Source organism: Vogesella lacus (genome assembly GCF_979366295.1).
In genome coordinates, this window is the sequence record NZ_CEETQT010000001.1 from 364677 (window position 1) to 377837 (window position 13161).

A 13161-nucleotide genomic window follows, 5' to 3' on the forward strand; every position below is an offset into this window, starting at 1 on the left:
TTAGCAGCCATCAGGGCAATAGTCAGAAGCCGACCGCATGTTTGGCCAGCTGCTTGCGCAGCATGGGCAGCTTGTGCGTGAGGCTGAGGCCGGTATTGCGCAGCCAGGCAATGCCCGGCGTATCTTTGGCATGAAACAGGCGGAACAGGCTGTCGCAAGTCAGCTGCATGGTGCGCACCGCCTCCTTGCGCGTGCGCTCGTAACGACGCAAAGTCAGCCACTGGCCGCAATCGCCAGCCGGCCCCAGCAATGCGGCCAACCTTGCCGCATCCTGAAAGCCCAGATTCACGCCCTGACCCGCCAGCGGATGCACGGTGTGGGCCGCATCGCCCACCAGCGCCACCCGCTCGGCAATCACCTTGTCCGGCGTAATCAAACGCAGCGGGAAGGCCACCGGCGGCGTCAGCAGGGTCATCTCGCCCAGTGCCATCTCGCCGGTTTGTGCCACGATGCTGGCGAGGCGCTCTGCGCTCAAATCCAGCAGCGGCTGCGGCTGGGCGGTCGACCACACCATCGAGATCTTGTTACCCGGCAGCGGCAGCCACGCCAGAATGCCATCGCCGAGAAACCACTGTCTGGCGATATTGCCGTGCGGCAGCGCGCAGGCAAAATTGGCCACCACGCCGCTATGGCCATAAGGCTTGACGTTGGCCGCAATCCCGCTTTGCTGGCGCACCCAGGAGTTGGCACCATCCGCGCCGACGACCAGCTGCGCCCGCAACTGGCGGCCGTCGCTCAGCTGCAATTCGGCTTGTGCCGGATCGTGGCGCAAGGCTTGCGGCAGCACGCCGCAAATCAGCTCGACGCCACTCTGATTTCGCAGAGCCTGCCACAGACTGGCCAGCATCCAGCGGTTTTCGGCAATCCACGCCAGTGCCTCGGCACCGGCATCGGCCGCCGAAAAGCCGATACGGCCACCTTGATCACCATGCACGTCCATCTCGGCCACCAGCCCCAGACGCTCGGCATCCGGCCAGGCACCCAGTTGCTGCAAGAAGGCCCGATTGGCCGGGCTGACGGCATAAATGCGCGCATCCCAGCCGCAATGCAGGCTGGCGCTATCCAGCGCCTCGGGGCGCGCCTCGACCAGCGCCACGCGCTTGCCCTGTTTGTCCAGTGCCAGCGCCAGCGCCGCACCAACCAGACCACCACCGACGACGATGACGTCGAATTTTTCACTCATATCTTGTTCACTATCCAGGCTTGGCTGCCTTATTGGCCAACGCCGACACCGAAAACCAGATGGCCGGCAAAGGCCTTGCGCAAGGGGCGGATGCTGTCTATCACCGTCATGCCGCTGCCGCGCAGCAAGCGCACCACGGCATTGTCGCCATCAAACAGCCGCACGAGGCCATGGGTAAAGCCAACCACCGCATGACTATCCACCCGACGCGAGGCTGCATAACGGTTAAGCACCGCCTCCTCACCCGGATCACCCACACCGGCCAGCACCTCGACCAGGCCAACCGCATCGCGCAGACCCAGATTGAAACCCTGCGCCGCCACCGGATGCATGGTCTGTGCGGCATTGCCTATCATCACCACGCGACCGGAGACCACTCGGTTAAGCTGGCGCAAGGCCAGCGGGAAGACGGCCGGCTCGCCAAGACTCTCGAAATCGCCGAGGCGATCGCCAAAAGCCTGCTGCAACTCGGCCAGCAACACTGCCGGCTCGGCCTGCTTCAAGCGCGCCGCATCATCATGCGTACGCGTCCACACCAGCATCATGTCGTCGCCATGCGGCAACAGCGCAAACGGCCCAGCCTTGGCAAAACGCTCGTAGGCAATGTGCTGGTGCGGCTGCTGTGGCCGCACCATCGCCAGCACGGCGCTCTGCTGGTAATCATGCACATGACGGCGAATGCCGGGCAGGCTCTCGGCCAGCGCCCCGCCCTCGGCCAGCACCACCAGCCGGCTGGTAAGCATCTCGCTGCCGCCGGCATGCTCGACCGTCAGCGCCGCATAACGCGCCAGCGATACCACTTTGCTGACCCGCGCCTGCCACATCACCTGCACACTGCTGGCATCCAGCGCCTCGGCCAGACTGGCGGTCAGCGCCGGATAATCCACCACCACGCCCAGATGCGGCAGGCCCAGATCATCTCGGCGCAGGATGGTGCGCCCCATGCCGGCCTGCTGTGACACATGCACGGTATCGATTACGGTAGCCGGCAGGCTGTCCGGCCAGGCGCCCGCCAGCGCCAGCTGCTCGCGGCTGTACCACGACAGCGCCAGCGCGCGTGCATCGCGCACCACTTCGTCGCGTGCCCGCGCCTCGATCAGCGTGACCTTGCGACCCTGTGCGGCCAACCTCAATGCTGCCAGCGCCCCGACCGGGCCACCGCCAACAATTACCACTTCGCCATGTACCGCCACTGCCTGCGTCATGCTTCACCCCCAAAAACCGGAACGTCGATCACTGCGCGACTCACCCCTGTTCGCGCGCCGCCTGCATGACTGCCTCGATATCGTCAGCCTGTACCGGTGCGTCACCGGTGTAGACATGATGGCCATCTGCCGTCACCAGCACATTGTCCTCGATGCGGATGCCGATATTGTGGAAGGCCGCCGGCACGCGATCATCCGAGCGGATGTAAATGCCCGGCTCTATCGTCGTCACCATGCCAGCGCGGTATTCGCGCCACTGGCCGCCTTGCTTGCGCACACCGACATCATGCACATCGAGACCGATAAAGTGGCCGATGCCGTGCATGTAGAAACGGCGATAGTCGCCACTCTCGATCACGCCATCCAGCGAGCCTTGCAGCAAGCCCAGATCCAGCATGCCTTGCGCGAGAATGCGCACGGCAGTATCGGCCGGCACGTTCAGAGCCACACCCGGGCGGATGCTGGCAATCGCTGCCTGATGCGCGGCCAACACCACATCGTAAACATCACGCTGCACGGCACTGAAGCGACCATTAATCGGGAAAGTGCGCGTGATATCACCGGCGTAGCCGTTCAGCTCGCAACCGGCATCAATCAGCAACAGCTCGCCATCGTTAAGCCGTGCATTGTTGGCCGCATAGTGCAGCACGCAGGCGTTTTCGCCACCGGCAACAATGCTTTCGTAAGCCGGCTGGCGTGCACCATTGCGCACAAAGTGATGCAGCAGCTCGGCTTCGATCTCGTATTCCATCATGCCCGGACGACAAGCCTGCATGGCGCGCAGATGCGCCTCGGCAGAAATGCGGCCGGCGTGTTGTAGCACATCAAGCTCGCGCTCATCCTTGATCAGGCGCATCTCGTCGAGCAATGTGCGGATATCCGCGCAACTGCCTGGCACATTATTGTCAAGACGAGCCAGTTTTCTGGCTTCCAGCAAGGCATCGCGCAAGCTGGCATCCCACGCCGGATACAAGCCCAGCGGCCACTGCAGCGACTGTGCACCCAACAAAAGCTGTGGCAGGCGGTGCGGTAAATCGCTGACCGGATACGCCTCGTCAAAACCGAAGAACTCGCGCGCCGCATGCGGCCCGTAACGGAAGCCTTCCCAGATTTCCATCTCGATATTCTTTTCGCGGCAGAACAACAGGCTCTTGCCACGCACGCCATCCAGCACGATGACCGCTTCGGGCTCGGCAAAACCGCTCAGATACAGGAAATGACTGTCGCCACGAAACGGATAGTGGGCGTCGTTATTGCGAATGGCCTCGGGGGCGGTCGGCACCACGGCAATGCTGTTGCCGATCTGGCCGAGTAAGGCCGCGCGGCGCTGCTGGAAGGGTTCGATCATGGCATGAGTTCCTCGATGAGAGCCGCAGTTTAGCAGATGCCTGCCCTGGCCGGCAGACACGGCCAGCCCGCTGCCGGTGCGGCATTGCTGCGGCCAAGCTCACCCCGCATATCCAGTCAGCAGCCGCCCGGCAACAAGGCTTGTGCAGCCTCGGCTTTGCATATCTGCAACTTGCTGAAATGCATCAACAATTAACGCTTTCGGCAAATCTTGAATGATTCAAACGATTGTTTTAGCATCAGCGGCAGTTATCAATAAAACCAAAAGAAAACACGGGCATTTTCAAGTCCGGCCACAACACGAGGAAACAGCATGAGCTTGCAACACATTACCGAGTGGTTCATTCCCGAATCCATCAGGCAACAGCCCGAGGCCCATATCCGTGCGCGCACCGTAGTCAGCGTCGGCCTGCTCGCCGGCCTGATTGCCCCGCTGTTTGCCCTGTCCTACTTTCGCCTGCACCACCCGGCGATGGGCATCGGCATCATCATCGGTGCCATCTGCCTGTTGGCCGCACCGCTGCTGCTGCGCCTGACCGGCGCCCTGCAGCTGATCGCCCAGTTCATCGTGCTGGCGATGTATGCGATGGTCAGCTGGATGGTCTACGTCAATGGCGGCATTCTCTCCACCAGCCTGATGTGGTTTGCCTCCATCCCGTTTGCGGCCATCTTTGTCGGCGGCCCGCGCAGCGGCATTGTCTGGGCGCTGCTGTCTTTCCTGATGACCGGCCTGATGCTGTGGCTCAGCAATAGCGGCCAGATTCCGCACAGCCCGATTCCGCACGAAGCCATCCCCACCCTGCAGGCCAAGTCGCTGATCGGCCTGACACTGGTGGTGCTGGCACTGGGTCTTGCCTACGACCGCGCCAAATCCGGCTCGCTGGCCAAGCTCGAACAGGCGCGCGAAACCGCCGAACAGGCCACCGCCGCGATGACGCGCATGATGGAGCAGCTGCAGCGCTCAATAGGCTCGGCCACCCAGGAAAGCCGCGACATCGCCGGCAGCACGCAGAATATCGCGCGCACCATGCACGGCCAGAAAGAGCGCGCCGAAGACATGGTGGTGATTGCCCAGCAGATGGCAGTGCTGACCTCGCAGAATGCCAGCCAGTCCGACTCGGCCACGCTGATGGCACAAAATGCCGGCCAGGCGGCCAACGATGGCGGCCACGCGATGGAACAGGCGATGAGCCAGCTTAACGCCGCCGGCAGTGCGATTGCAGCCGCGGCCGACCGCATGGAAGAACTGGGCAAGCGCAGCGCCGAAGTCAGCGGCATTGTGCAGCTGATTCGCGATATTGCCGACCAGACCAATCTGCTGGCGCTGAATGCCGCCATCGAGGCTGCCCGTGCCGGCGAACTGGGACGCGGCTTTGCCGTGGTGGCAGACGAAGTGCGCAAGCTGGCCGAACGCACCCAACAGGCAACCCTGGATATCGAGCAGAAAATCCGCCTGATCGTGGATGGCACCAATCTTGCCATCGACGCGATTCGTGACGGCAACAAGCAAATGCAACTTGGCCGCAACAACACCGAAGATGCGCGCATCCGCCTGCAGAACATCATCCACGACACCCACAAGATGGCCGTGCTGCTGGATGAGGTTGCCGCCGCCGAGCAACAACAGAACAAAGGTTTTGCGCGCTTTGCCGGCGACATCACTGCCGTGGGCGATGCCAGTCGCAGCCTGAGCCACGAAGCCGTGTCGATTGCCCATGCCACCGAAAGGCTGGACGCCCTGCTGGCCGAGCTGGGCAGCAGCGTCAGCCATTTCCGCCTGCAGGCACAAGCACCTGCCTGATTAACCGTGTCCGGCGGCCGGCGGATGGACCATCATTCGCCGCCCGCGCGGCGCTGCAGCCTTTGCAGCAAGGCGGCCAGCTGCGCCTCATCCACGCTGTCGGCCTGTTGCATGCGCAGCAGGCGCAGGTGCAGCAGCAGGTTTTCCAGCACCAGATGCGCGGCCGAAATCAGGTAGATCATCGCGACCTCGTCGCCATCGGCCAGCTGGCGCAAGGCCTGATCACGCGCCAGCAGATCGCTGGCCACCAGCCGGCGCAAGGTGTCTTCCGCAATCGGCAAATCGGCAAAATCGAGGCCGTCTTCATCCTCTATTTCACGCATCAGTTCCAGCAATTCATCCAGTGTCAGCATGCTGCCCCCCGCCTTGCGGCCAGGCAAAACCCGGTATCCATGCTTCACAGTAGCAGCCCGCAGCAAAAGCACCTATGCTGCCCTTCCAGCGAAAGACAAGCGAGAATCCAATGACATCAATCAGGTACGGCACACCCGATGACGCCGAGCTGCTGTGGCAGCTGCGCATCGATGCGATTCTGGCGCAATGCGCTGGCCACTATCCGGCCGCGCTGCTGCAAGCCTGGGCCGATGGCCGCCCCAGCCCGCGCTACCGCGAGGAAGCCACGCGCAGGCACCAGCTGATCGAAGAGCAAGGCCGCATTGTTGCATGCGGCATGCTGGATCTGGCCACAGGCCAGATCGACGCCATTTTCGTGTCGCCATCACAGATGGGGAAAGGCTTGGGTCTAGCCATGATGCGGCATCTGGAAGCCCAGGCTCGCCACGCCGGCCTTGCCGTACTGAAGCTGGATGCCACGCTGAACGCCGCGTCCTTCTATCGCAAGCTGGGCTTTGTCGGCGACGCGCTCAGTCAATACCACTCGCCACGCGGCTTTACGCTGGATTGCATCCCGATGCAGAAACAGCTGGGCTGAGACGCGCGGCCAGCCGCAAAGAAAAAGGCAAACCCGCAGGTTTGCCTTTTTTGCCTGTTTGCGGCCAAGGTTGGCCGCAAGGGCTTACAGCAGCTGGCGCGCCGCCTCGATCACGATATCAACGGCCTTGCTTTCCGATGCCTTGATCTGGGCATTGTCCGGAATCTCCTGCTGGGTACGATTCACCAGCACACCAGCCACCATACCGGCGCGCAGGCCTTGAGTCGCGCACATGGTCAGCAAGGTGGCAGATTCCATTTCGTAGTTCATCACGCCCATGGACTGCCATTCCTTCATGCTGCCGACGAAGTGCGACACCACGCGGTGCGAGAAAGTGTCGTAACGCTCCTGGCCCGGATAGAAGGTATCGGACGACGCGGTCACACCGACATGCACGGCACTGCCGGAAGCCTTGGCCGCATTCACGAGTGCGGTGGTGCATTCAAAATCAGCGACGGCCGGGAAGGACAGCGGGGCGAAATGCTGGCTGGCACCATCCAGACGCACGGCTGCGGTGGTCACCAGTACATCGCCGACATTGATATGCGGCTGGATCGCGCCGGTAGTACCCACGCGCAGGAAGGTACGGATACCCAGCTGGGCCAGCTCTTCTACCGCGATCGAGGTCGACGGGCCACCAATGCCGGTCGAGCAGATCACGATGGGCTTGCCATCAACTTCGGCCAGATAGGTGGTGAATTCGCGCTGGCTGGACAGATGCTGTGGGTTGTCGAGCTTTTCGGCAATGCGTTTCACGCGGGCCGGATCACCCGGCACGATGGCCAGGGTAGCGCCTTTGAGCTGGGCACGGGTCAGGCCCAGATGGAAAACATCGGAAGGTGTATCGCCGTGAGACATGGTGTCATCCTCTTGGGTGAACGGACATCAAGGCCGTCCCTGCTTGCACAGTGTCTGCTCGCTGCCGCAGAAAAAAGGCAGGAGCAGCCCGCTGGCCGGGCGGCAAAAATAAAATCGTCATGCCGCTCTCACGGCATGACGCTAACCCTGTTTTTACCGCAAGCTCACCATGTCGTGGTGATTTTATTTACCCGAAACGGGTAAAATTCTTCAGGCCGTCTGCTGCTCCTGCAGCCCCAGCTTGTCGCGCATCTGCTGACGCATCATGAATTTCTGGATCTTGCCGGTGATAGTCATCGGAAAGGCATCAACAAACTCGATATAGCGCGGAATCTTGTAGTAGGCGATCTGCCCGTCGCAGAAAGCGCGAATCTCGTCCGCGCTGCAAGTCTCGCCATCGCGCAGCCGTATCCACGCACACAGCTCCTCGCCGTATTTGGCATCCGGCACGCCCACCACCTGCACGTCCTGCACCTTGGGGTGGCGATAGAGGAACTCCTCGATTTCACGCGGATAGATGTTTTCGCCACCGCGAATCACCATGTCTTTCACGCGGCCAACGATATTGCAGTAGCCCTCCTCATCCATCACCGCCAAGTCGCCGGTATGCATCCAGCCAGCCGCATCAATCGCCTCGCGAGTTTTCTCTGCATCGCCCCAGTAACCCAGCATCACCGAGTAGCCACGCGTCAGCAATTCGCCCGTCTCGCCACACGGCACGATGCGGCCTTCGACATCGACGATCTTCACCTCGACATGCGGATGGATGCGGCCAACCGTAGCGACTTTTTTCTCCAGCGGCGTGTCAGTATGACTCTGGAAGCTCACCGGGCTGGTCTCGGTCATGCCATAGGCAATGGTGACTTCGGCCATATGCATCTGTGCCACCACCCGCTTCATCACTTCGATCGGGCAAGGGCTGCCGGCCATGATGCCGGTGCGCAGGGTAGACAGATCAAACTCGGCAAAACGCGGGTGATCCAGCACCGCGATAAACATCGTCGGCACGCCGTGCAGCGCGGTACAGCGCTCGGCCGCTACCGCCTCGAGCACCGCCAGCGGCTCGAAAGCCTCGCTCGGAAACACCATCGCCGCGCCGTGCGTCACGCAGGCCAGCACCCCGAGCACCATGCCGAAGCAGTGATACAGCGGCACCGGAATGCACAGCCGGTCGGCCGGGCCGAGCTTCATCGCCTCGCCGACAAAAAAACCGTTATTGAGAATATTGTGATGCGTCAGCGTCGCGCCCTTGGGGCTGCCGGTAGTGCCGGAGGTGAACTGGATATTGATCGCGTCATCAAACTGCAAGTTGGCCGCAACGGCATCCAGCGCCGCCAGCTCGGCGGCCGATGGCTCGGCCAGCAGGCTGGCAAAATTCAGCATGCCCGCCGTGACTTCTTCGCCCATGCGCACCACCCAGCGCAAATCGGGCAGCTTCGCCGCCTGCAGGCCGCCCGGCTGGCTGGCGGCCAACTCGGGTGCCAGATCATTCACCATCGCCAGATAATCGCTGCTCTTGAAGCTGGGCGACATCACCAGCGCCTGGCAGCCTACCTTGTTCAAGGCGTACTCCAGCTCGCTGCGCCGATAGGCCGGGTTGATGTTGACCAGCACGAGACCGGCCTTGGCCGTGGCAAACTGCATCAGCACCCACTCGACATTGTTCTGCGACCAGATGCCGATGCGATCGCCCGGCTGCAAGCCCAGCCGGCGCAGGCCGCAAGCCAGCCGCCTCACCTGCTCGCCAAACTCGGCATAAGTCCAGCGCACGCCCTGCTGGCGCACGATCAGCGCATCTTGCGCCGCATGGCGACGACACGCCTCGTCAAAGTACTGCCCTATGGTCTGGCCCAGCAAAGCGGTGTTGCTGGCTCCGTGCACATAGCTCATGGCCCTGTTCATGCAATCTCCTCTGGCACTGTTTGCGCTTTTGCTTGTCTGGCAATTAACTTACTATTACGTTAACGTAAACCGCAAGCAAAACTATCGCATGACCGGCGTGACATGGTCATGACACCACACACAGGCCACCCATGGATATGCAACGCCTATTCACCATTACCGAGCTGGCAGACGAGTGCGAAGTCACCCTGCGCACCATCCGCTTCTACGAAGAACAAGGCCTGATTGCACCACAGCGCGAAGGCCGCCAGCGCCTGTTTACCCATCGCGACCGCGCCCGGCTCAAGCTGATCCTGCGCGGCAAGCGCATCGGTCTGTCACTGGCCGAGATCCGCGAAATCCTTGATCTGTACGAGCTGGCCCGCGACGAGGCCAGCCAGTCGCTGAAGCTGCTTGGCCTCTTGACCGAGCGCAAACAGCAGCTGGAACAACAGCGCCAGGACATCGATGCCGTACTGGGCGAAATCACCGCCCTCGAAAGCCACTGCCGCACCGTGATAGACGAGCTGACCGGCAAGGAGCGCTCGTCCGCCCAGACTGTCGGCAAATGACATCACTTTGAATTTGCATATTGACGTTAACGTAAGCGTAAGTGAATATTCACCCATTCGGGGCCCCATGCCCGTGAGATAACAGCCAGCCACCGCCGTCACACGGTACGGCACAGAGGAGAGAGACATGTACAGCAGCCTGCGCTTTGACTTTGGCGACACCTACGACATGCTGCGCGAAAGCGTGCGCGATTTTGCCCAGCGCGAAATCGCCCCGCGCGCCGCCGATATCGACCGTGACAATCTGTTCCCGGCCGACCTGTGGCAGAAATTCGGCGATCTGGGCTTGCTCGGCATGACGGTGTCCGAAGAGTACGGCGGCGTGAACATGGGTTATCTCGCGCACATGATCGTGATGGAAGAACTCAGCCGCGCCAGCGCCTCGGTCGCCCTCTCCTACGGCGCGCATTCCAATCTGTGCGTGAACCAGATCTTCAAGAACGGCAATGACGAGCAACGCCGCAAATACCTGCCCAAGCTGATCTCCGGCGAGCACATCGGCGCGCTGGCGATGTCCGAACCGAATGCCGGCTCCGACGTGGTCAGCATGAAGCTGCGTGCCGACAAGGTTGACGGCGGCTACAAGCTTAACGGCAGCAAGATGTGGATCACCAACGGCGGCGACGCCGACACGCTGGTGGTGTACGCCAAGACCGATGTGAATGCCGGACCGAAAGGCATCACCGCCTTCGTCGTCGAAAAAGGCTTTGCCGGCTTCAGCCACGGCAGCAAGCTCGACAAGCTGGGCATGCGCGGCTCCAACACCTACCCGATCTTCTTTGATGATTGCTTCGTGCCTGCGGCCAACGTGCTGGGCGGCGAAGGCAATGGCGTAAAAGTGCTGATGAGCGGGCTGGATTTCGAACGCGCCGTGTTGGCCGCAGGCCCGCTGGGCATCATGCAGGCCTGCATGGATGTGACCGTGCCGTATCTGAACGAGCGTCAGCAGTTTGGCCAGGCCATCGGCGACTTCCAGCTGATGCAGGGCAAGCTCGCCGATATGTATGTGAAGCTGTCCGCCAGCCGCGCCTATGTCTATGCCGTAGGCCAGGCGCTGGATCGTGGCGAAACCGGCCGCCAGACGCGCAAGGATGCCGCCGGCGCGATTCTGTATGCCGCCGAAGGCGCGACGCAGATGGCGCTGGACGCCATCCAGTGTCTGGGCGGCAACGGCTATATCAATGAATACCCGACCGGCCGCCTCTTGCGCGATGCCAAGCTGTACGAAATCGGTGCCGGCACCAGCGAGATCCGCCGCTGGCTGATCGGCCGCGAACTGATGGCAGAAATTCGCTGAGCCACTGGCAATAAACCGCCATTCATGGCACAAAGCGGGCTTTCGCCTCTTTTATAGAAAGCCCGCCGCCATGACCGCAGCAGAACGTATCGTCCAGGCCCAGCTCGACGCCTATAACGCCAAGGATTTGCAGGCCTTTATCGCCTGCTACGCCGAAGACGTGAAGGTGTATCGCTTCCCCTCCATGACCTTGAGCATGAGCGGACGCACCGAGATGGCCGAGCGCTACGGCAAGAACCGCTTCAACCTCGAACACCTGCACGCCGAACTGACCGGCCGCATGGTGCACGGCTGCCGCGTGATCGACCACGAATACGTGACAGCCAGCGGGCGCGAGCCGATACGTGCCGTTGCCATTTACGACGTCAACGCCGACGGCCTGATCCAGACCGTGTGGTTTGTCGACGAGGAATAAGCCCGCCTGAACCCTGACAGGCGTGGCAACACGGGAGTGACCATGCCTGTTATCGAATCGAAACTGTCGCCACGCAGCGCCGACTTTGCGGCCAACGCCCAGCGCATGCGCGAGCTGGTGGCGGATCTCAAGGAAAAAGTCGCCAAGGCCGCGCTAGGCGGTGGCGACAAGGCGCGTGACAAGCACATCGCCAAAGGCAAGCTGCTGCCACGCGAGCGTATTGATCTGCTGCTCGATGCCGGCTCGCCGTTTCTGGAAATCTCGCAGCTGGCCGCCTTCGGCATGTATAACGACGACGCGCCCGGTGCCGGCGTGATTGCCGGGGTTGGCCGCATCGCCGGCATCGAGTGCCTGATCATCGCCAACGACGCCACCGTCAAGGGCGGCACCTACTACCCGCTGACGGTGAAAAAACACCTGCGCGCGCAGGAAATCGCGCGTGAAAACCGCCTGCCTTGCGTCTATCTGGTGGATTCCGGTGGCGCTTTCCTGCCGCTGCAGGACGAAGTCTTCCCCGACCGCGACCACTTCGGCCGCATCTTCTACAACCAGGCCAATCTGTCGGCAGCCGGCATCCCGCAAATCGCCGTGGTGATGGGCAGCTGTACCGCTGGCGGCGCTTATGTGCCGGCGATGAGCGACGAAACCGTCATCGTCAAGGAACAAGGCACCATCTTCCTCGGCGGCCCGCCGCTGGTGAAGGCCGCGACCGGCGAGGTGGTGTCGGCAGAAGAACTCGGCGGTGGCGATGTGCATACCCGCATTTCCGGCGTAGCCGACCATCTGGCGCAGAACGACGCGCACGCGCTGGCCATTGCCCGCCGCATCGTGTCCGACCTTAACTGGCAAAAACAGGGCACGCTTGACCGTGCCGAGCCCAAAGCCCCGCGCTACGCCGCAGAAGAAATCTACGGCGTGATTCCGGCCGACAGCAAAAAACCGTTCGACGTGCGCGAGATCATCGCGCGACTGGTAGACGATTCCGACTTTGACGAATTCAAGCAGAACTACGGGACAACCTTGGTCACCGGCTTTGCCCGCCTGAATGGCTACCGCGTCGGCATCATCGCCAATAACGGCATCCTGTTTTCCGAATCCGCTCTCAAGGGCGCGCACTTTGTCGAGCTGTGCTGCCAGCGCGGCATCCCGCTGATTTTCCTGCAGAACATCACCGGTTTCATGGTCGGCAAGAAATACGAAAACGGCGGCATCGCCAAAGACGGTGCCAAGCTGGTCACCGCCGTGGCCTGCGCCAGCGTGCCCAAGTTCACCGTGCTGATTGGCGGCAGCTTTGGTGCCGGCAACTACGGCATGTGCGGCCGCGCGTATTCACCACGTTTCCTGTGGATGTGGCCGAACAGCCGCATCTCGGTAATGGGTGGCGAACAGGCCGCCGGCGTACTCGCGCAAGTGAAAAAAGAACAGCTGGGCGATGCGTTTACTGCCGAACAGGAAGAAGCGCTGAAAACACCGGTACGCGAACAGTACGAGCGCCAGGGCCACCCCTACTACGCCACCGCCAGACTGTGGGACGACGGCGTGATCGATCCGGCACAAACCCGCGAAGTTTTGAGCCTCGCGCTGGAAGCCAGCCTGTCCGCCCCGGTCGAGAAAACCCGTTTCGGCGTATTCCGCATGTAAGCAGGCCGCACCGCCCTGCCGTCATCAGAG

The 13161-nt window shown here is 61.9% G+C and carries 12 protein-coding genes; 6 read left to right on the forward strand and 6 right to left on the reverse strand.

What is annotated here, in order from left to right:
* Window positions 1-22: 22 nt before the first annotated feature.
* Genes ACZ9W6_RS01680 through pepP form a run of 3 tightly spaced genes read right to left on the reverse strand, consistent with a single transcriptional unit; the run spans window position 23 to window position 3736 of the window.
* Window positions 23-1183 carry a UbiH/UbiF family hydroxylase gene (locus ACZ9W6_RS01680; RefSeq protein WP_465189318.1) on the reverse strand — a complete coding sequence of 387 codons (1161 nt, stop codon included), beginning with the start codon at window positions 1181-1183 and terminating at the stop codon, window positions 23-25.
* A 29-nt stretch (window positions 1184-1212) separates the two neighbouring features.
* Window positions 1213-2388 (reverse strand): FAD-dependent oxidoreductase, encoded by a 1176-nt coding sequence (locus tag ACZ9W6_RS01685; RefSeq protein ID WP_465189319.1) that lies wholly within the window; start codon window positions 2386-2388, stop codon window positions 1213-1215.
* A 40-nt stretch (window positions 2389-2428) separates the two neighbouring features.
* Entirely contained in the window at window positions 2429-3736 is a 1308-nt protein-coding gene (gene pepP, locus ACZ9W6_RS01690) for a Xaa-Pro aminopeptidase (protein WP_465189320.1), read from the reverse strand.
* 312 nt (window positions 3737-4048) lie between these two features.
* On the opposite strand from pepP, the gene ACZ9W6_RS01695 reads away from it, so the two are divergent.
* Complete coding sequence (locus tag ACZ9W6_RS01695) at window positions 4049-5536, forward strand: methyl-accepting chemotaxis protein (protein ID WP_465189321.1); 1488 nt, start codon at window positions 4049-4051, stop codon at window positions 5534-5536.
* Between the two features lie 32 nt (window positions 5537-5568).
* Here the strand turns inward: ACZ9W6_RS01695 and ACZ9W6_RS01700 are convergent, their stop codons facing one another.
* Window positions 5569-5889 carry a hypothetical protein gene (locus ACZ9W6_RS01700; protein WP_465189322.1) on the reverse strand — a complete coding sequence of 107 codons (321 nt, stop codon included), beginning with the start codon at window positions 5887-5889 and terminating at the stop codon, window positions 5569-5571.
* A 110-nt stretch (window positions 5890-5999) separates the two neighbouring features.
* On the opposite strand from ACZ9W6_RS01700, the gene ACZ9W6_RS01705 reads away from it, so the two are divergent.
* Window positions 6000-6467, forward strand: coding sequence for a GNAT family N-acetyltransferase (locus tag ACZ9W6_RS01705; RefSeq protein WP_465189323.1), 468 nt, complete (start codon window positions 6000-6002; stop codon window positions 6465-6467).
* 84 nt (window positions 6468-6551) lie between these two features.
* Here ACZ9W6_RS01705 and udp read toward each other — a convergent pair whose 3' ends face one another.
* Together udp and ACZ9W6_RS01715 are read right to left on the reverse strand one after the other, a co-directional pair.
* A complete protein-coding gene (gene udp, locus ACZ9W6_RS01710) occupies window positions 6552-7325 on the reverse strand; it encodes a uridine phosphorylase (RefSeq protein ID WP_465189324.1) in 774 nt (257 codons plus the stop codon).
* A gap of 210 nt (window positions 7326-7535) precedes the next feature.
* Window positions 7536-9227, reverse strand: coding sequence for an AMP-binding protein (locus ACZ9W6_RS01715; protein WP_465189325.1), 1692 nt, complete (start codon window positions 9225-9227; stop codon window positions 7536-7538).
* A gap of 131 nt (window positions 9228-9358) precedes the next feature.
* Between ACZ9W6_RS01715 and ACZ9W6_RS01720 the strand changes: the two genes are divergently transcribed.
* From ACZ9W6_RS01720 to ACZ9W6_RS01735, 4 genes are all read left to right on the forward strand, one after another.
* Complete coding sequence (locus tag ACZ9W6_RS01720; RefSeq protein WP_465189327.1) at window positions 9359-9778, forward strand: MerR family transcriptional regulator; 420 nt, start codon at window positions 9359-9361, stop codon at window positions 9776-9778.
* A gap of 127 nt (window positions 9779-9905) precedes the next feature.
* Window positions 9906-11075 (forward strand): isovaleryl-CoA dehydrogenase, encoded by a 1170-nt coding sequence (locus ACZ9W6_RS01725; RefSeq protein ID WP_465189328.1) that lies wholly within the window; start codon window positions 9906-9908, stop codon window positions 11073-11075.
* A gap of 70 nt (window positions 11076-11145) precedes the next feature.
* Window positions 11146-11490, forward strand: a complete 345-nt coding sequence (locus ACZ9W6_RS01730) for a nuclear transport factor 2 family protein (RefSeq protein WP_465189330.1) — start codon at window positions 11146-11148, stop codon at window positions 11488-11490.
* A 42-nt stretch (window positions 11491-11532) separates the two neighbouring features.
* The gene (locus tag ACZ9W6_RS01735) at window positions 11533-13131 is read left to right on the forward strand and encodes a carboxyl transferase domain-containing protein (RefSeq protein ID WP_465189331.1); all 1599 of its coding nucleotides are present in this window, start codon (window positions 11533-11535) and stop codon (window positions 13129-13131) included.
* Window positions 13132-13161: the final 30 nt, after the last annotated feature.

Coding starts and splice junctions, on each gene's coding strand:
- ACZ9W6_RS01680 (WP_465189318.1), bottom strand. CDS start 1,183: ATGAGTGAAAAATTCGACGTCATCGTCGTCGGTGGTGGTCTGGTTGGT.
- ACZ9W6_RS01685 (WP_465189319.1), bottom strand. CDS start 2,388: ATGACGCAGGCAGTGGCGGTACATGGCGAAGTGGTAATTGTTGGCGGT.
- pepP (WP_465189320.1), bottom strand. CDS start 3,736: ATGATCGAACCCTTCCAGCAGCGCCGCGCGGCCTTACTCGGCCAGATC.
- ACZ9W6_RS01695 (WP_465189321.1), top strand. CDS start 4,049: ATGAGCTTGCAACACATTACCGAGTGGTTCATTCCCGAATCCATCAGG.
- ACZ9W6_RS01700 (WP_465189322.1), bottom strand. CDS start 5,889: ATGCTGACACTGGATGAATTGCTGGAACTGATGCGTGAAATAGAGGAT.
- ACZ9W6_RS01705 (WP_465189323.1), top strand. CDS start 6,000: ATGACATCAATCAGGTACGGCACACCCGATGACGCCGAGCTGCTGTGG.
- udp (WP_465189324.1), bottom strand. CDS start 7,325: ATGTCTCACGGCGATACACCTTCCGATGTTTTCCATCTGGGCCTGACC.
- ACZ9W6_RS01715 (WP_465189325.1), bottom strand. CDS start 9,227: ATGAACAGGGCCATGAGCTATGTGCACGGAGCCAGCAACACCGCTTTG.
- ACZ9W6_RS01720 (WP_465189327.1), top strand. CDS start 9,359: ATGGATATGCAACGCCTATTCACCATTACCGAGCTGGCAGACGAGTGC.
- ACZ9W6_RS01725 (WP_465189328.1), top strand. CDS start 9,906: ATGTACAGCAGCCTGCGCTTTGACTTTGGCGACACCTACGACATGCTG.
- ACZ9W6_RS01730 (WP_465189330.1), top strand. CDS start 11,146: ATGACCGCAGCAGAACGTATCGTCCAGGCCCAGCTCGACGCCTATAAC.
- ACZ9W6_RS01735 (WP_465189331.1), top strand. CDS start 11,533: ATGCCTGTTATCGAATCGAAACTGTCGCCACGCAGCGCCGACTTTGCG.